General features: G+C 60.6%; 17 protein-coding genes. 6 read left to right on the top strand and 11 right to left on the bottom strand.

The genetic code is table 11. The features are described 5' to 3' along the window. Positions 1-16: 16 nt before the first annotated feature. Genes AC1DUP_RS24245 through AC1DUP_RS24225 form a run of 5 tightly spaced genes read left to right on the top strand, consistent with a single transcriptional unit; the run spans position 17 to position 4,307 of the window. Positions 17-1,033: a formamidase gene (locus AC1DUP_RS24245; RefSeq protein WP_477835015.1), complete on the top strand. Its 1,017-nt coding sequence runs from the start codon at positions 17-19 to the stop codon at positions 1,031-1,033. A gap of 11 nt (positions 1,034-1,044) precedes the next feature. After that, positions 1,045-1,746 (top strand): biuret amidohydrolase, encoded by a 702-nt coding sequence (gene biuH, locus AC1DUP_RS24240; protein WP_477835013.1) that lies wholly within the window; start codon positions 1,045-1,047, stop codon positions 1,744-1,746. Next, entirely contained in the window at positions 1,743-3,293 is a 1,551-nt protein-coding gene (locus tag AC1DUP_RS24235) for an ABC transporter ATP-binding protein (RefSeq protein ID WP_477835011.1), read from the top strand. Before biuH ends, AC1DUP_RS24235 begins: the two co-directional genes overlap by 4 nt. Next, positions 3,293-3,961: a cysteine hydrolase family protein gene (locus AC1DUP_RS24230; RefSeq protein WP_477835009.1), complete on the top strand. Its 669-nt coding sequence runs from the start codon at positions 3,293-3,295 to the stop codon at positions 3,959-3,961. The genes AC1DUP_RS24235 and AC1DUP_RS24230 overlap by 1 nt, the downstream gene beginning before the upstream one ends. Beyond that, complete coding sequence (locus AC1DUP_RS24225; protein WP_477835007.1) at positions 3,954-4,307, top strand: cupin domain-containing protein; 354 nt, start codon at positions 3,954-3,956, stop codon at positions 4,305-4,307. The genes AC1DUP_RS24230 and AC1DUP_RS24225 overlap by 8 nt, the downstream gene beginning before the upstream one ends. A gap of 860 nt (positions 4,308-5,167) precedes the next feature. Here AC1DUP_RS24225 and AC1DUP_RS24220 read toward each other — a convergent pair. The 3 genes from AC1DUP_RS24220 to AC1DUP_RS24210 form a co-directional block, all read right to left on the bottom strand. After that, positions 5,168-5,668 (bottom strand): hypothetical protein, encoded by a 501-nt coding sequence (locus AC1DUP_RS24220; RefSeq protein ID WP_477835087.1) that lies wholly within the window; start codon positions 5,666-5,668, stop codon positions 5,168-5,170. Continuing rightward, entirely contained in the window at positions 5,622-5,804 is a 183-nt protein-coding gene (locus AC1DUP_RS24215; RefSeq protein WP_477835005.1) for a CobW C-terminal domain-containing protein, read from the bottom strand. Before AC1DUP_RS24215 ends, AC1DUP_RS24220 begins: the two co-directional genes overlap by 47 nt. Positions 5,805-6,179: 375 nt before the next feature. Beyond that, the gene (locus tag AC1DUP_RS24210; protein WP_477835003.1) at positions 6,180-7,964 is read right to left on the bottom strand and encodes an APC family permease; all 1,785 of its coding nucleotides are present in this window, start codon (positions 7,962-7,964) and stop codon (positions 6,180-6,182) included. A gap of 246 nt (positions 7,965-8,210) precedes the next feature. Here AC1DUP_RS24210 and AC1DUP_RS24205 point away from each other — a divergent pair, with 246 nt between their 5' ends. After that, a complete protein-coding gene (locus AC1DUP_RS24205; RefSeq protein WP_477835001.1) occupies positions 8,211-10,580 on the top strand; it encodes a DUF1989 domain-containing protein in 2,370 nt (789 codons plus the stop codon). A gap of 6 nt (positions 10,581-10,586) precedes the next feature. On the opposite strand, the gene AC1DUP_RS24200 is transcribed toward AC1DUP_RS24205, so the two are convergent. The 8 genes from AC1DUP_RS24200 to purU all read right to left on the bottom strand — a co-directional run bounded on the left by AC1DUP_RS24200 (position 10,587) and on the right by purU (position 18,414). Beyond that, on the bottom strand, positions 10,587-11,186 hold the full coding sequence (locus tag AC1DUP_RS24200; protein WP_477834999.1) for a PAS domain-containing protein: 600 nt from the start codon (positions 11,184-11,186) through the stop codon (positions 10,587-10,589). Between the two features lie 118 nt (positions 11,187-11,304). Continuing rightward, entirely contained in the window at positions 11,305-12,642 is a 1,338-nt protein-coding gene (locus tag AC1DUP_RS24195) for an NAD(P)-binding domain-containing protein (protein WP_477834997.1), read from the bottom strand. Positions 12,643-12,725: 83 nt separating this feature from the next. After that, positions 12,726-13,766 (bottom strand): heme-dependent oxidative N-demethylase family protein, encoded by a 1,041-nt coding sequence (locus tag AC1DUP_RS24190; RefSeq protein ID WP_477834995.1) that lies wholly within the window; start codon positions 13,764-13,766, stop codon positions 12,726-12,728. Between the two features lie 33 nt (positions 13,767-13,799). Further along, a complete protein-coding gene (locus AC1DUP_RS24185; RefSeq protein ID WP_477834993.1) occupies positions 13,800-14,765 on the bottom strand; it encodes a PDR/VanB family oxidoreductase in 966 nt (321 codons plus the stop codon). Then, positions 14,762-15,367 (bottom strand): dimethylamine monooxygenase subunit DmmA family protein, encoded by a 606-nt coding sequence (locus AC1DUP_RS24180; protein WP_477834991.1) that lies wholly within the window; start codon positions 15,365-15,367, stop codon positions 14,762-14,764. Before AC1DUP_RS24180 ends, AC1DUP_RS24185 begins: the two co-directional genes overlap by 4 nt. Positions 15,368-15,378: 11 nt before the next feature. Beyond that, a complete protein-coding gene (locus tag AC1DUP_RS24175) occupies positions 15,379-16,512 on the bottom strand; it encodes an aminomethyl transferase family protein (protein WP_477834989.1) in 1,134 nt (377 codons plus the stop codon). Positions 16,513-16,626: 114 nt separating this feature from the next. Then, entirely contained in the window at positions 16,627-17,526 is a 900-nt protein-coding gene (gene folD / locus AC1DUP_RS24170; protein ID WP_477834987.1) for a bifunctional methylenetetrahydrofolate dehydrogenase/methenyltetrahydrofolate cyclohydrolase FolD, read from the bottom strand. Positions 17,527-17,529: 3 nt separating this feature from the next. Beyond that, a complete protein-coding gene (purU, locus tag AC1DUP_RS24165; protein ID WP_477834985.1) occupies positions 17,530-18,414 on the bottom strand; it encodes a formyltetrahydrofolate deformylase in 885 nt (294 codons plus the stop codon). Positions 18,415-18,436: the final 22 nt, after the last annotated feature.

The following is an 18,436-nucleotide window of genomic DNA, read 5'->3' as shown; positions in this document are numbered from 1 at the left end:
TGAAAGGAACGAAGCCATGAACGGCMTCGGCGGACTGAACAAATCGGAACACGGCGTCGGCATCGGTCTCGTGCAGTTGCAGCTCCCCCTCACCGTGACGAGGGAAGATCTTGCCCGCCAGACGCAGCTGATCGTCGATCTCGTCGGCAAGGCGCGCCGCAACCAGCCGAGCATGGATCTGGTCGTCTTCCCTGAATATGCGCTGCACGGCCTGTCGATGGATATCAACCCCGAGATCATGTGCACGCTCGACGGACCGGAGGTCGCAGCCTTCAAGAAGGCCTGCAGGGAGAATGCGATCTGGGGATGCTTCTCCATCATGGAGCTGAACCCGGATGGTATGCCTTACAATTCCGGTATCATCATCGACGATAAGGGTGACCTGAAACTCTATTACCGCAAGATGCACCCATGGGTGCCGGTCGAGCCTTGGGAGCCCGGCAATTTCGGCATTCCCGTCATCGACGGGCCAAAGGGCGCAAAGCTCGCGCTCATCATCTGCCATGACGGCATGTTCCCGGAAATGGCCCGCGAATGCGCTTACAGGGGTGCGGAAATCATGATCCGCACTGCCGGTTATACGGCACCCATCCGCGACAGCTGGCGCTTTACCAACCAGTCGAACGCCTTCTGCAATCTCATGGTCACGGCGAGCGTCTGCATGTGCGGCTCCGATGGCACCTTCGACAGTATGGGCGAAGGCATGATCTGCAATTTCGATGGCTCGATCATCGCTCACGGGATATCGGGACGCGTCAACGAGATCATCACCGCCGAAGTGCGCCCCGACCTCGTGCGCGAAGCCCGCCTCGGCTGGGGCGTTGAAAACAACATCTACCAGTTCGGCCATCGCGGCTATGTCGCCGTTGCCGGCGGCGCAGGCGACGCGCCCTACACCTACATGCACGACCTCATCGCCGGCAAATACCGCCTCCCCTGGGAGGACCAAGTCAAGGTCACGGATGGCACGTCCTGCGGCTTCGGCAAGCCAGCGCGCGCCTACGGCGAAACATTCAAACTCGCGGGTGAATAGGAGAAGAGACGATGGACGCCACGGTGAGGACCAAAGGACATTATATCGACGCCGATCCCTATGCCTGGCCCTATAACGGCGCCCTGCGGCCTGATAATACGGCACTCATCATCATCGACATGCAGACGGATTTCTGCGGTAAGGGCGGTTATGTCGATCACATGGGCTATGACCTCTCGCTGGTCCAAGCGCCCATCGATCCCACCAAGAAGACGCTGGCCGCGATGCGGGCGAAGGGCTACCATATCATCCACACACGAGAGGGCCATCGCCCCGACCTTGCCGACCTGCCGGCCAACAAGCGCTGGCGCTCGCAGCGCATCGGTGCAGGCATCGGCGACCCCGGTCCGTGCGGGCGCATCCTCACACGCGGCGAACCCGGCTGGGACATCATTCCCGAGCTCTATCCGATCGAGGGCGAGACGATCATCGACAAGCCGGGCAAAGGCTCCTTCTGTGCTACCGATCTGGAACTGATCCTCAACCAGAAGCGCATCGAGAACATCATCCTGACCGGCATCACCACAGATGTCTGCGTTTCCACCACCATGCGCGAGGCGAACGACCGCGGCTACGAATGCCTGCTTCTGGAAGACTGCTGCGGCGCGACCGATTACGGCAATCATCTGGCCGCAATCAAGATGGTCAAAATGCAGGGCGGGGTCTTCGGCTCCGTCTCCAATTCGCAAACGCTCGTGAGCCAGCTGCCATGAGCACAGTCCGCGACACACCCCTTCCGCAATCCGGCAAGGCGGTCGGCATCGACACCATCGACATGACGATGCGCTTCGGCAGTTTCACCGCACTCGACCACGTGTCGATCAAGGTGCCCCCAGGCAGCTTCCACGCGCTGCTCGGCGAAAATGGCGCCGGCAAATCGACGCTCGTCAAATGCATCATGGGCTTCTACCACGCAACATCGGGTTCACTTTCCGTCGATGGCCGCGAAGTAGCGATCGCTTCGCCGAAGGATGCGGCAACTTATGGCCTCGGTATGGTCTACCAGCACTTCACGCTGGTCCCGTCACTGACGGGTGCCGAAAACCTCGTCATCAGTCGCGCCGAAGTGCCCGCCATCATCAATTGGGCGAAGGAGCGCAAGGATCTTGCCGCCTTCATGGAGCGTATGCCTTTCAAGATCCCGCTCGACCGCCCGGTGAGCGAGCTTGCCGCCGGCGAGAAGCAGAAGCTCGAGATCGTCAAGCAGCTCTATCTCGGCCGATCCTTCCTGGTGCTCGACGAGCCGACCTCGGTGCTCACACCCGCCGAGGCCGACGAGATGCTCGGCCTCGTGCGCGCCATGACAAAGCGCGGTGAGCTGACCGTGCTGATGATCTCCCACAAATTCCACGAGGTCACGAAATTTGCCGACGCCGTTTCGGTCCTGCGGCGCGGCAAGCTCGTCGGCACTGGCGAGGTAGGCGAGCTTTCCACCGCCGACATGGCGGCGATGATGATCGGCGACGTCAAGCTGGCCGAACTGGACACCCGCATTCCCGTTACTGAAAGTGCCAGATACGTGCTGACGGTCGAGCAGATCAAGGCGCCAGACCGATCGGGACTCAAGACCATCGAGATCGACAATCTCACGGTCCGCTCTGGCGAGATCGTCGGCATTGCCGGCATATCCGGCAATGGCCAGAAGGAACTGACGGAAATCCTTGCCGGCCAAAGGCCGACAGATACCGGCCGTGTCAGCGTCAACGGCGAGACCTACGGAGCGACCCGGCCCGAGACTCGCAAGAACAATGTCCGCTTCATCCCCGAGGAACCGCTGCAGAACGCCTGTGCCCCGCGCATGACGGTCAGCGAAAACCTCGCCTTCCGCACCTTCGACCTGAAAGCCGACGGCAAGGACGCGATCTGGCTGAACAAGGGCAAGATGAAGAAGCGCGCCACGGACCTGATTTCGGATTTCAAAGTGAAGACGGCCTCCTCTTCCTCGCCGATCGCGGCCCTTTCGGGCGGCAATGTGCAGCGCGCCGTGCTTGCCCGCGAGCTGACCGGCGAGGTGGATCTGCTCATCGTCTCGAACCCCTGTTTCGGCCTCGATTTTTCGGCTGTCGCCGAAATCCGGGCCCGTATTATGAAAGCCCGCAATTCGGGCACCGCTGTCTTGCTGCTTTCCGAGGACCTCGATGAACTGCTCGAAATGTCCGACCGCATCATGGTGATATCCGACGGCAAGCTGGTTTACGAGACGCCGGCCCTATCCGCCGATATCGGCGTCATCGGCGCCCACATGGCGGGATATCACTGATGGCGGAGATCAAGGCAGAACCCTTCCCCTTTCCGGTGAAATACGACAGGCTTGCCCTCATCGTCATCGACATGCAGCGCGATTTTGCCGAGCCCGGCGGCTTCGGCGCAAGTCTCGGCAACGATGTCAGCCGCATCACCAGGATCGTGCCCGATGTCAAACGTCTCATCCAGGGCTTCCGCGATGCCGGCCTGCCGGTCATCCATACGATGGAATGCCACAAACCCGACCTATCGGACCTGCCGCCGGCAAAACGCAACCGCGGCAACCCAGCGCTCCGCATCGGTGACGAGGGTCCCATGGGCCGCATCCTGATAACCGGCGAGCCTGGAACCGAAATCCTGCCGGAGCTCGCTCCCCTCAAGAGCGAAATCGTCATCGAAAAGCCCGGCAAGGGTGCCTTCTACGCGACTGAGCTCTGCGACGTCCTGCAGCAGAAGGGTATCAAACAGTTAGTGTTCGCAGGCGTGACAACCGAAGTCTGCGTGCAGACGACGATGCGAGAGGCGAACGACCGCGGCTACGAATGTCTGCTCGCCGAAGAAGCGACGGAAAGCTATTTCCCCGAATTCAAGGCGGCCGCCATCGCCATGATCCGCGCCCAGGGTGCGATCGTCGGCTGGACGGCCCATGTCGACGACATCCTGGAGAGCATCGCTTATGCCTGAAACGACCCGCGAACTGGTCACAGCCGGTGGCTGGAAGGAGCTGGAATTCGATCCGTTCCGCGAGGAGGTGACGATCCACTGGATACGCCCCTTCGAAGGCGATCAGCCCGGCGTGGCACTGTTGAAATACGGGGCTGGCGCCTCGGTTCCCCGTCATCGGCACGAGGGTCTGGAGACAATTCTCGTTCTGGATGGGGTCCAATCCGACGAAGCGGGCGATTACGGCCGCGGCTGCTACATCGTCAATGCGCCGGGCACTGAGCATTCGGTCTGGAGCGATACCGGCTGTGTCGTGCTCATCCAGTGGGACCGGCCTGTCAAAATACTGGAAGACGAGACAACATGAATTCGACGATTCCGACTTTGGGGATCGCATCGCTGCATGATTTCATGTCGCAGCCGCGGCAGTGTCTCCGACGATCGTCGAAGCGGTCTGTACCGGTCGAACACGTGACTTGTTAGCCACCGCTAGCCATTCGTCACTGCGGATCGAGGTGTACTATTCCTTACCTGCTCGGCCGCACGAGCGATCACCCGATCTCGACTATATCGTCACGCGAGGTGTGCCCTTGCTAGCTTTGCGAAAGCTGATCGGCCGACCTTCAAGTCGGACTCAGGCCCAGAGCCAAAAGATGCGGCGGCATGTTGCCGGTAGGACGGCAATCTACCTGGGCATGTTTGCGAAGAAGATTCTGCGGCATTGCAATAGTAGATAGCGCACTGCAATATAACTGTCATAAATCTGTGCAGTTGGGGTGCCGTGCAATGAGGATTTGCATCTATAAGTCGGAGAGAGCGCCCGAGTTCACCCTCTTGTTGCGAGAGGGCTTGCCTGTTCCGCTCGATACCAAGATAGACAAATGGACCAAAATCAAGGTCGTCACCGACAGGGAAATGAGAGCAGACCTTTTGATTCAAATTGGCGGTGCGGGCTATGCTTTAGTTCGGCTTGGCACGATTAGACAACATTAGGCGATAGCACCGCATCGCCTCCGCGTTATCACAACACCACCCTCACATCGCGAGGCCACGTCTGTTGGAAACACGCACCTCTGACGCTCGCGAGCAGACCGGCGGCCACATTGCCTGCCTCGGACGGTAAGCTGCCTTACCGTATTGGTGGCCCTGAATGGATTTGAACAGTGGTGCTGTTATCACGGTTCCTACTACCGGCTCACGATCATCAATTTCACTTCCATCCGCATGTCACCATCCGGCCCCTGCGCTCAGGTCAGTGGCATCGCCACTGGTCGCATCGGTGTGCCCATCGCGCCGCGTAACTTGATGCATGCACCGAAGAAGGCAAATTCGTAGATCGCCCTGCCCGATCCGGGCATTCGGCCCGATGCGGCCCGTCTTGGTCAGATCAGTGATCTCGTTCCAGAGAGTAATCGGCTCGATGTCGATCGGCTGTACGGCGCGCCAGTGCCAGACGATGTCGAGGTTGTGGAAGCACTGGTCGTAGATGTCGTAGGCCATCGGCTCCAGCGCCGCCTTGTGCTGGGCGGTCGTGAAGTCCTGACTGTCGAATTCAATATCCATGCCGAGATCGCGCTCGACACCGAGCCGAAGTTCTTCCAGCAGCGAGATCGCCGTGCCCAGGATGCGCAGCTTGATCCGGCCCCCTGTATTGGGAAACTCTTCGGCGTCGGCATTTTTCTCATGGCTGCATCTCCTCGACCCGCTCCGGCGCGCGTTGTGCCGCACCGAGCCCGTTGAAGGCGTTGACCGATCGCTCGATCGCCGCCGGTGCAATGCCATCGACGATGAAGACGATGCGCGAACGCCGGTCCCAGCCCGGCCAGGATTGCATGTGGACCGGTATATGGACCAGATGCTGCACCCGCGACATCCTCGCCCACCAGCCAGTGAAGGATGGGGATCTCGCGTGATCGATCGACTGTCAGCGGACCTGCGACGCGATTGCGCGAAATGACAGGGCTTTCGCCTCGAAGCGGACTTCATCGACGACAAGGAAAGGCACCGTCAAATTTCTCTCGAACGCTGCCTGCGCCGCAGTCCGAATTCGCCCAGGAATTGATCAGGGACCCGTATAGCTTCGATCTTCTCGCTCTCGTGTCAACACGTGCTGCATCCCGTCGACGAAAAGAGTACCGCTTGCTGGTGTCGAACGTCGTCTTGATGTCGAACGCCGTAGATTTCTCTGGTGCGAGGCCACGCATCAGAGAAATCCTTCAGAATACCGGCCGGACAGTCCCTAGACGGGCAATTGGAAGATCCAGTTCGCGATCAGGACGATGGCGAGCCCAGCGGCAAGAGCGAGGTATGGCAACATGCCGGCCTTCTTGACGCCGAGATCCTGGCCCACGAGCCCGAGGTCGTCCATGGCACCGGGCGGGAATTTGCCTCCATCGCGCACATAGTGGCGATAGGCGAAAACCGGCAGGATAAGCGCGGCAAAGATGAAGCCGACCCAGAGCGCGTTGGCATAGCCCCAGACCTTGGCGCCGGCGCCAAGGAAGAGCGCGTTGACGAAGGCAAGCACGGTATTGACGCCGATCAGCCAGGTGGGGGCCTTCCAGGGGCGCTCTACATGACCGGAATCCATGCGATGGATCCAGCCGGAATTGAGGTTCAGGAAGTTGAAGATGATATAACCGACATTGGAGACCGCGAGCACGAAGAAGTAGCCGCCAGCATCGGACGCGATCGCCAGCAGGAAAAGGTTGAAGGCAAAGTCTGTCCACATCGCCCGGGTCGGAGCGCCGTGTTCGTTGACATGGTCGAGATATTTCGGCAGCCAGCCATCCTTCGAGCCCTGGTAGAGCGTGCGAGAGGAGCCTGCCATCGCCGTCATGATGGCGAGGAAAAGCGCCATGATCATCAGCACGACGAGAAGCTGGGTGACGACACGGCCGGCGCCGATCAGTCCACCGAGCGCCTCGGCGACACCCGTCCCGTCAATGATGCCCGGCGCAAGCATGCCCGCATGACCGAGCACGCCCTGGAAGGCAAAGGGGACGAGGAAGAAGAACAGGCAGCAGGCAAGGCCCGAATAGAAGATCGCCTTGAAGGTATCCGTCTTCGGGTTCTTCAGTTCGCGTGTATAGCAGACCGCAGTCTCGAAACCGTAGGTCGACCAGGCGGCGATATAGAGACCGCCGAGGAAGAGCGTCCAGCCGCCATTGCTCCAGGTACCGTCGGTGCCGGCATAGGCCGCCGTCGGCGGAACCAGCCCGGTGACGTTGGCACTGACGATCTGGCCACTGATGATCGGATAGAGACCGATGATGAGCAGCGGCACAAGCACGATGATCGCCAGCCATTTCTGGACGCTCGCCGTCTCGGAGATGCCGCGATGCTGGATCGCAAAGATGATCAGCATCAGGATGCCGCCGATGAAGAAGGTGGCATTGATATTGGCGGTGGCGAGGAAGGGAATGCTGAAGCTGACGAGTGACCAGCTGCGGACTGCCGGCGTCAGCGCGGCGATACCGTCAGCGCTCAGCAACGCCTTGACCGCATCCTCAGGCGAAGTGCCGGCATGGGCAGCAATATATTCGGCGACGCGGGGGCTATCGGCCGTAATTGAAGCGGCATGCGCGCTGATCCAGGCGAGGACCGCCTGCGAATCCGCCGCCGGGATCGGGAAGAAGGCATTGAGGATGTATCCGGCCGCGATGGCGCAGCCGAGAGAAAGCACCGGCGACCAGGCAAACCAGTTGCACCAGACGGATAGCGGCGCGATGAACTTCGAATAGCGCAGCCAGGCCGTGGCGCCATAGACAGAGGCGCCGCCGGACTTGTTGGCGAACATGCCGGCGATTTCGGCATAGGTGAAGGATTGCAGGAAGCCCATGATCATCGAGATGATCCAGACCACAAAGGCGAGCTTGCCGGTCGTGCCTGCAATACCGCCGATGGAGAAGAGAACAAGCGGTGGCACGCCGGCTGCCACCCAGAACGCGCCCTTCCAGTCAAGCGCGCGTATAAGTTTACCTTCGGTGCCGGCGGCAACGCCGGCGTCCACGATATCCGTCATCGATGAAATTCCCCATTCTATTTGTTCGGGACGTAGCTTTGCGTACGTCTCCCTGAACGTGCCTCCCGTGGCATGCATGGGCTGCCCGGCATTTTCTCGATCCGCGCTCCCGAGCGGATTTCCGAGTCTCGACCCTTTATGCATAGTGAAGATATTTTCTTTTTAGTCAACATCCCTTTACTTTCGGGCGGCATTTTGTCAGCATGATTTCCGTGCCGGAGGGCACATCAATCTCATGAGGACCACATGCGAGATCTCCATCCCGGGATATCAGGGGTGCGACCCGTGTCGGCAAGCATCATTCGCTATCCCGGTATCCCCGCGCTCCCCGAAGGTGTCGAGCGTTACCGCTGCAAGGGCGGTGGATCCCTTGTTGTTCGCGTCGAGGCAGGCGACCACGTCACCCTGATCGACAGCGAAGGCGGACAAGCCTGCGAGCTTTCCTTCCTCGACGAAAATGGCCAGTTTCAATCGGCCGGCCTCGGCGCAGCCTTCACCGGTTCGGCCGAAGGACTAAAGGCCATTCTCTCTTCAGGTTATGAGGGCGCCGCCCGGACCCGCACGGCGCTTGAGCGACGCGGTGCCGATCTCGCCCCGGCAGGTGCGATCCGCATTTTCAGCGAAGCCTCCACTCCCGGCAGCAGCGCGGAGTTTGCGATCACGATGAAGGGTCTGCTGATTGCCGCCGCACCGGCAGCAGCGATGTCGCCTGACGCGCAGGATACGGCAACGCCGATCGAGATCCGCATCAGGCGCAGCACGCTGATCCGCGACTATGCCGCGGCCCTCCCCGAGCCGATGGCCGATCCGATCGAGGACATCCGCATCAGGGCGGCGACAGCATCGGCCTATTTCGTCCGTGCCGGAGAGTTCATCCAGATCATTGATGTCTACGGCCGGCAATGCACCGATTTCCAGGCCTTTGCCGCCCGCAAAGTCGACAAGGGCCTTGATCTTGCGCTCGATTCCACTGTCACCCGCACCCTGCTTGGCCGCAGCTATCCCGCCCCCGGCCTGCCGTCCAAGGCTTTCGACCGCGATTTCGAGCCACTGGTGGAGATCGTCCAGGATACGGTCGGCCGCCATGATGCCTTCGCGACCGCCTGCAATTCGCGCTACTATGACGACATGGGCTATCCCGGCCATGTCAATTGCACCGACAATTTCAATGCGGTGCTGGCGCCCTACGGCATACCCGGCCGGAAGGGCTGGGAGGCGCTCAATTATTTCTACAATACGAATATCGACCACAACAACCAGCTTTATCTCGACGAGCCATGGTCGCGGCCGGGCGATTATGTGCTGATGCGGGCGCTGACCGATCTCGTCTGCGTCTCCTCCTCCTGCCCCGACGATATCGACGCCGCCAACGGCTGGGATCCGACCGATATCCACGTGCGCACCTTCTCCGGAAAAGAAAAATTCTCAAGAGCGGTAGCCTATCGCATGACCCCTGACGCCGACGCAGAACTGACGCGGGAAACCGCCTTCCACCCCCGCCTCTCGGCACTGACGCGGGATTACTCCGAATATCGCGGCTACTGGCTGCCAAACCGGTTTTCCTCCGCAGGTCCCGCCGAGGAATATTGGGCCTGCCGTGAGAAGGCCGCCGTCATCGACCTGTCGCCGTTGCGCAAATTCGAAGTCACGGGCCCGGATGCCGAGGAACTGCTGCAATACTGCCTGACGCGCGACGTGCGCAAGCTGTCGACCGGACAGGTCGTCTATTCCGCCATGTGCTACGAGCACGGCGGCATGATCGACGACGGCACGCTCTTCCGCCTCGGCGACAAGAATTTCCGCTGGATCGGCGGCGACGACTACAGCGGCATATGGCTGCGCGAACAGGCCGAGAAGAAGGGCTTCAAGGCCTGGGTCCGCTCCTCGACGGACCAGATGCACAACATCGCCCTGCAGGGACCCAAGAGCCGCGACATTCTCAAGGAGATCATCTGGACGGCACCGCGCCAGCCTGATATCGGCGAGCTCGAATGGTTCCGCTTCACGGTCGGCCGGATCAGCGGCTTTGAAGGCGCCCCTGTGGTCGTCTCGCGTACCGGCTATACCGGCGAACTCGGCTACGAGATCTTCTGTCATCCGAAGGATGCGCTGACCGTCTTCGATGCCGTCTGGAAGGCCGGCGAGCCTTACGGGCTGAAGCCGATGGGACTGGAAGCGCTCGACATGGTCCGCATCGAGGCAGGTCTCATCTTCGCCCATCACGAATTCGACGATCAGACCGATCCCTTCGAGGCCGGCATCGGCTTCACCGTGCCGCTCAAGTCCAAGCAGGACGATTTCATCGGCCGCGAGGCGCTGATAGCCCGCAAGGAGCATCCGCGCCACCTGATGGTCGGTCTCGACATACAGGCGAACGATGCGGTCGGCCATGGCGATTGCGTTCATGTTGGCCGCGCCCAAATCGGCGTTATCACCAGCGCCACGCGCTCTCCGATCCTCGGCAAGACGATCGCACTTGCCCGTATCAACGTCACCCATGCCGCCATCGGCACCGAGGTTGAGATCGGCAAGCTCGATGGCCAGCAGAAACGCCTGCCGGCGACCGTGGTGCCGCTGTCGCACTACGACCCGCAGAAGACCCGGCCGCGTTCGTAAAAACCTTTATTCCGCCCTGCGCTGGGCACTGGTAATTGCCCTTGCGGCCTCTTCGGAGGAATTGGCGAGCTGACGCATCTCAGCGGCGAGCACGGCGAAGCCGGATCCCGCCGTCCCTGCCCTTGCCGCCTCAATACCGGCATTGACGGCGAGCAGCTTCAGATAGCGCAGCGAGTGCAGGATCTCGTTGGTCTTCGAGGCAGTGATGCGCATACCCGCAGTCTGCTCGTCAATGCGCTGGTAGAGCGACTCGATGTTGATAATGCTGCCCTCGAGATAGAGCAGCTCGCTGTTTTCGTCCCAGACGCCTCCGCCCGTCTCCGTCACCCAGACATGATGTCCCTCGCGGTGGCGGATACGATATTCCATCGTCCAGTCGGTGCGGCTTTCCAGCGCGCTGCCGACGACCTCATCCATTAGCGGCACGTCCTCCTCGCACATGATCGAGGTGAAGGTGCGTGTGCTGTTGCCGATGATCTCTTCGGCCGGATAGCCGAAGATGCGTTCGATGCCATCGGTCATCTCCAGCATCGTGTAGTTTTCATCCGCACGGCAGCGATAAAGAAAACCGCTCATGCGGCCGAGAACACTGCTCTGAAAATCCATGAAGACCACGCCTTGAGAAAATGAGTTGCAGATCGGGTTTGCTTCGTCTCATTTCAAACACGCCGGACAGGGCCGCGACGGACGACCCTTTCTCGGTTACGCGGGAGCCTGGGAAAGATCAGTTGCGCAGATATTCCTCCATGGAATCGTCGAGCGCCTCGACCCAGGGTGTGTGATGCGTCGGCGACATGTTGCCGGTCATCAGCGACCGGTAGGCATGGTCACGGAAGCCCATGATGTTGTGGGCCTTGTGGTGTTCCCACTCCATGAAGGTTTTGTTCGTCCCCTCGATGTCGAAAGAGGGATAATCGGTCTCGGCGAGCAGTTCCTTCACATAGTCGCCCTGATACCAGATCATCTGCTCGGCATCTTCGAGCGTCTCCTCACGGGCGCGCCATGCGTCGAAATTGGCCTTAAGCTCCTCTTCCTGCGGCAGGGTGATGCGGCCCATCATCACGTCGCGGACCCACCATGCCTGCACGTCGAACATGTTGAAGGTGTAGAACTGGTCCTGCATGCCGATATAGAAAAGCTGCGGGTTCCTGTCGAAGATCACGCCCTTGTAGAGGCTATCGGCCCAGAGGCGGTTGGCGGTTTTCAGCCGGAGATCGTCTGGCAGGAAGGGGAAATGGTGCTGATAGCCGGTGCAGAGGATCACCGCATCGACCTCCTTGGTCGAGCCGTCGAGGAAATGCGCCGTGCGGTTTTCGAGCCTGGTCAGCAGTGGCCGCTCCTCGAAATTTTCAGGCCATTTGAAGCCCATCGGCTTCGAGCGGTAGCTCGTCGTCACCGATTTCGCGCCGTATTTCCAGCATTGCGAGCCGATGTCCTCGGCCGAATAGCTGCGACCGACAAGCAGGATGTCCTTGCCCTTGAACTCCAGCGCGTCGCGGAAGTCGTGGGCGTGCAGCACGCGGCCGTTGAAGGTCTTGACGCCCTCGAAGTAAGGCACATTCGGCGTCGAGAAATGTCCGGAGGCGACGACCACATAATCGAACTCCTCGTCATACATCCGGTCCTCGATGCGGTTATGCGCAGTGACTGTGAATTTCTTCATCTGCTCGTCGAAGCGGACCATGCGCACCGGCGTGCTGAACCGCACCCACTGGCGGACATTCGCCTTCTCGACGCGGCCCTTGATATAATCCCAGAGCACGGCGCGTGGCGGATAGGAGGCGATCGGCTTGCCGAAATGCTCCTCGAAGGAGTAATCGGCGAATTCGAGGCATTCCTTCGGACCGTTCGACCAGAGGTAACGATACATGCTGCCGTGGACCGGCTCGCCATATTCGTCGAGCCCGGTGCGCCAGGTGTAATTCCAGAGCCCGCCCCAGTCCGACTGCTTTTCGAAGCAGACGATCTCCGGGATTTCGGCGCCCTTCTGGGCGGCCGATTGAAAGGCGCGCAGCTGCGCCAACCCGGAAGGACCGGCACCGATGACGGCTACTCTTGTCATAAAGCATTCCCCTCTTGATTATATGTCATTGCATGGGTTGCGCGTCTGAGAAGACGCACGGCGCTGGTGCGCATTGCCGCGCCTCAGTCCGGATAGATGCCGGGGCTGGTCGGGGCCCCGTCGTCATATTTGGAAAGCCAGTCGATCGTCGTCTCGCGGAAGCGGGTGAGGCCCTTGTAGTCGATGAGCTCTGGCGGCAACGTCTTCAGCACGCGCGGGAAGCGCCGCGCCCATTTCGGCACGGTGACGAGTTCTTCCATGTTCATCAGATAGCAGCGGATGACGAAGAGGATGGCGTTCGAGCGCGGCAGGCGCCACAGGCTCTGCAGCTCGACGCGCAGATGCACCTTCTCGCCGACATTGTCTGATGTCACCGTCGTGCGGTCGGGACCCCATTTGTGATAATTCTCCGGGCTGGTGTCGAGCCGCGGATTGATGGTCATCGTCCAGTTGAAGCGCCGCGTCGGCTTGCCCTGCTGCAGATTCAGGAGAAATTTCAAAGCCCGGTCGAAGACGCCGATCTGGTGAGCGAGTGGCACTGGCCCATGCCATTCCATGAAGTTCATGCCGATATCGAAATCGAGCGACCAGTCGGCCTGCGTCGTCACCATGCCGGCATCCATCCAGAGATTGCCGTCGCGCTGGTCGACGATGCAGAAATCGCCCTGGGCCTGGCGGGTGATATATTCGAACGGCTCGTAGGGCAGCGTCGAAGCATCGCCGAAGGTGAAGCTGTCGTCGATGCCGAGCGGGCGGTTGATCCAGCGCCACTGGTCGCCGTTGCGGATTAGCGTGAAGTGATCGGGATAACCTGCCGCCTGCTCTTCCATCAAAAGTTCGAGCGTATCCCACTGCGCGCTCATCATATGCGGCAGCGCCTGGTAGCGCAGCGGATCTTCCTTCAACACCAGCGCCCGGTCGTGCATCTCGGCGACGTAATGCTCGTCGACGTCGATCAGGCTTTCGTAGACGGTTCCCGCCCGGCCGTGCACATGCTGTTCCATATTGACCGAATACATGTATTCGTCGCGGTCGAAGGGAAACGGAAAACGCCGGATGTTTTCGGGGCTGTTGCGATAGCTGAAATCGTTCCGGAAGGTTTCCTGCTTGAAGACGATTGCCATGTCCGGTCTCCTTGTTCCGCTTTCCCAATGCCGTCAGAGATCAAGATGCAGCGTGTTTCCCTCGAAACGGGAAACGCAGATCATCACCTTGCGGCCGGATGCTTTTTCTTCGCTCGTCAGATAGACGTCATTGTGCAGCAGCTTGCCGTCGCAGGTGACGACTGCGGTTTCGCATTGACCGCAGGCCCCGCCGCGACAGAGGAAGGGCGCGTCGACCCCCGCCGCCTCGATCGCCTCCAGCATGCTTTCGTGATGGCCGACCTTCACGGTCTTGCCGGACCGCAGCAACTCGATCGCGAAGGGTTTGCCGGGCAGCGATGACAGGAACCGTTCCGAATGCAGGTTCTGCTCCGGCCAGCCGGCGTTGAGCCCGGTTTTCAGCACGCCGTCGATCATGCCGGAGGGGCCGCAGACATAGAGATGCGTGCCGAGCGGTTGGCTGTCGAGCAGACGCGTCAGGGGGATGGCGCCGCCTTCGGCATCGCAATGGATCTTGATGCGATGTCCGCCGTAGCGCTCCTGGAGTTCCCGCCAGTAGGCGCCGCGGTCGCGCGTGCGTATGGCATAATGCAGTTCGAAATTGGCGCCTGCGCGGGAAAACTGCTCCATCATCGCGATGAAGGGCGTAATGCCGATGCCGCCGGCGATGAGAAGATGCTTGCGCCCGCGCCAGTCCGGCTGGAAGAGGTTGACGGGATAGCTGACCTTCAGCTCGTCGCCTTCGCTAACCTTCTCATGCATGAAGGTGGAGCCGCCGCGTGAATCCTCGACATGCAGCACGCTGATCTCGTAGGCCGCGCAATCATGCGGCGGTGACATCAGCGAATAGGCGTTGCGGCGCATATGGCCGCCATCGTTCATCGAGACGATGATATGGGCGCCGCCGGAAAAATAGGGCATCGGCTTGCCATCCAGGCGCTCGAAGCGGAAACGTTTGACGCGTTCGGCGATCGGTGTGATCCGCGCCACGCGGACGGGAATTTCTGTACCACCGCTCAAAGGAACAACTCCTCCGGATCGGGCGCGCTGCCAGGCTCTTCCGCATCGATATTGACGCCCTGGAAGGCGGCGAGCCGGCGCGAATAATGGTCGCGCACCAGAAGCGTCAGCCCGCAATGGCTGCAGGCAAACGGGCTGCTGGTGACGTCGTCGGTGATGCCCTTGCAATGGACGCATTGCACGCGCCGGGCCAGCGAGCCGCGATGCTCAGTAATGACAGAGGCATGGTCCATGCCGCAGTCGAGCGCCACGAGCATCGCCTGGCCGATGAAGCCTTCCGTGCCCGCGATATATAGCCGCGTGCCCATATGGGCGGTGGCGAGCGAACCCTTTAATCGGAAGAGCAGCGTTGCGATTGTCGGCGCGGTGAAGAACATGTCGGAGCCGAGATGGCGGAGTGCCTCGTCCAGGCCGGACGCTTTAGAGCCGCGGGCGACATAGAGGACCTCGCTGCGGGAACGGGCCGCGTCGTCAAGTGCTGCCCGTTGATCGAGGAGAGCCTTGGCACCCTCCCCTTCGAGCGCGAAAATGTGCCGCCGGGCGTGCGGCTGGATGGTCAGGCCCTTGTAGACTGGTCGGCTCTTGATGCCTGCAACGAGCATTCGCGTGCTCCTTAACCTACGGCAGTCCTCTTCTTCTTCTCCGGATCGTCGAAGGGCAGTGTATGGGCGGTCGCGCTGGTCTTCAGGGTCTTGCCGCGCACCTCAAGCTTCGTGCCGTGCACAGCCTTGTCGACGTCGAGGCGGGCGATTGCCATCGACTTCTTCGTCAACGCAGAATAGCTCGGGCAGGTGATGACGCCAACTTTCTTTCCGTCGGCATAGACTTCATCACCGAGATCGGCCGGGCCGTCGGCATCGATCAGCATGCCGAAGATCTTGAAGCGTTCCTTGCCCTTCAGCCGTGCATGTTCCTCCGCGCCACGGAAGCCGGTCTTGCCGGGGCTGACCGTGAAATCGAGGCCGAGCTCCCACAGGCTGTCGCCGGGCGGCTGGTCGGCAAAGGGATACATCTGCGAATTGTCGTAGGGGTAGAACAGCAGGTAGCTTTCGACACGCAGCATGTCGAGCACTGAGAAGCAGCAGGGAATAATGCCCATCTCCTTGCCTTCCTCGACGATCCGGTCCCAGACCATGACGGCGTCCTGGCCGCGCACGAAAATCTCGTAGCCGCGCTCGCCGGTATAGCCGGTGCGCGAGATCATGACAGGAGCGCCGAACAGCGTCGTCTGCATGTGATGGAAATATTTGAGGTCGCGGATGCCAGGCACATATTTGGCGAGGTAATCGACCGCGATCGGGCCCTGCAGCGACAGGTCATGCAGGTCGTCGTCGAAGAGCACGGCGCAGTTTCGGCCCGCCGCCTGCTTGACGAGTTCCTCATGGCCTGAGCCGGAGCCGTGTACCAGCATCCAGGAATTCGGGCCGGTGCGATAGACGATGCAATCGTCGGTGAAGTGGCCGCGATCGTTCAGCATGGCCGCATAGACCGAGCGGCCGGGATAGATCTTCGTCATATCGCGGGTGGTGATATAGTCGAGCACGGCGATCGCATGCGGGCCGACCAGATGCACCTTCTTCAGGCCCGAGACATCCATGATGCCGGCCTTGGTGCGGACCGCGACATGCTCGTCTGACATGTTCTTGTCGTAGGTCCAGGCGGTTCCCATGCCGCTCCAGTCCTCTAGCTTCGATCCCAGAGCCCGATGCCGATCCGCCAAGGCGGAGAAACGCCAAGATAATGCCATTTCCGTTCCCTCTTATTTCCTCTACGGAATATTTATTTCCTGACTATATTCGTCTTTCACGCCGTGGCAAGCCGATCCCGATGATTTTTGTCGGCTGTCCCAACGGCACTTTCGTTAGAACATCGGCGGCGTCAGCCCAGCCGAGCGATGGGCGGCAATCACCGTATTGGCCATCAGCATGGCGATCGTCATCGGGCCGACGCCACCCGGCACCGGGGTGATGACGGCAGCAACCGGCGCGACCTCCGCAAAGGCGACGTCGCCGACAAGGCGGGTCTTGCCCTCACCGCGCTCCGGCGCCGCGATGCGGTTGATGCCGACATCGATGACGGTGGCGCCGGGTTTCACCCAATCGGCCCTGACCATTTCCGGACGGCCGACGGCGGCCACCAGAATATCGGCGTTGCGGCAGATCTCGGCGAGATTCTTCGTGCGCGAATGAGCGATGGTGACCGTCGCATTGGCATTCAGCAGAAGCTGCGCCATTGGCTTGCCGAACAGGTTGGAGCGGCCGATGACGACCGCGTTAAGGCCCGAAAGATCCTCACCGTGGGTGCGACGAACGAAAACCATGGCACCGGCCGGCGTACAGGAAACGAGGCCGGTCTTCAGATCACCGGTCGCAAGCTTGCCGGCATTGACGACGCTCAAGCCGTCGACATCCTTTTGCGGCAGGATCGACTGGATGATCGGCTCGCTGTCGAGATGTTTCGGCAATGGCAGCTGCACGAGAATGCCATGGATCGAGGGATCGGCGTTGAGCGAGGCGACGAGCGCTGCAAGTTCTTCCTGCTTCGTCTCCACCGGCAACGTGTGCTGGATGGATTTGAAGCCGCATTCCTTGGCCATGCGGCTCTTCGAGCTGACATAGGTGTGGCTCGCCGGATCGTCGCCGACGATGATGACTGCAAGCCCGGCCTTGATGCCTTTGGCGGCTTCAAGTGCGGTATTTGCCGATTTCACGGTTTCGATTACGAAAGCGGCAACCTGCTTGCCATCGATGAGCGTGACCATGACTCAGCCCATGCGCTCGGAAGCGTAGCTGCCCGGGCTTGCCGGGAAGACGACGGTGCGGTTGCCGTTGATGAAGGTACGGTGGTGGATATGGGCGTGGATGGCGCGCGCCAGCACCTGGCTTTCGACATCGCGGCCGATCGAAACGTAGTCTTCGGCGCTCTGCGCATGGGTGATGCGGGCCGTGTCCTGCTCGATGATCGGGCCTTCGTCGAGATCGGCCGTCACGTAGTGCGCCGTGGCGCCGATCAGCTTCACGCCGCGCTCATAGGCTTGCTTGTAGGGATTGGCACCCTTGAAGCTCGGCAGGAAGGAATGGTGGATGTTGATGATCCGGCCCGACATTTTCTGACACATCTCGTCCGACAGGATCTGCATGTAGCGGGCGAGCACGATCAGTTCCGTGCCGGTCTGCTCGGCCACTTCCATGATATGGGCTTCCGCCTGCACCTTGTTGACCTTGGTGACGGGAATATGGTGGAAGGGAATGTCGTGGTTGACGACGACCTTCTGGTAATCGAAATGGTTGGAGACGACGCCGACGATATCGATCGGCAGGGCGCCAATCTTCCAGCGGTACAGCAGGTCGTTGAGACAATGGCCGAAGCGGGAGACCATGAGCAGCACCTTCATGCGCTTCTCGCTGTCATGGAAATCGTAGGTCATGCCGAAGCGTGTGGCGATGCTGGTGAAGCCGGCGCGGATATCGGCCTCGGAGATGCCCTCTTCGGAAATGAAGGATACACGCATGAAGAACTGGCCGGTGTCCAGATCGTCGAATTGCGAGCTGTCGACGATGTTGCAGCCCTGTTCGGCGAGATACCCCGAGATCGCCGCAACGATGCCGCGCGTCGACTTGCAGGATACTGTCAGTACGTAGCTCTTCATGCCATCTCTTCCTTCGTCACTT

This window comes from Rhizobium sp. 01L419 (assembly GCF_056400025.1).
The sequence above is the reverse complement of the archived record's forward strand: the minus strand, read 5'-3'. Positions and strand labels throughout refer to the sequence as shown.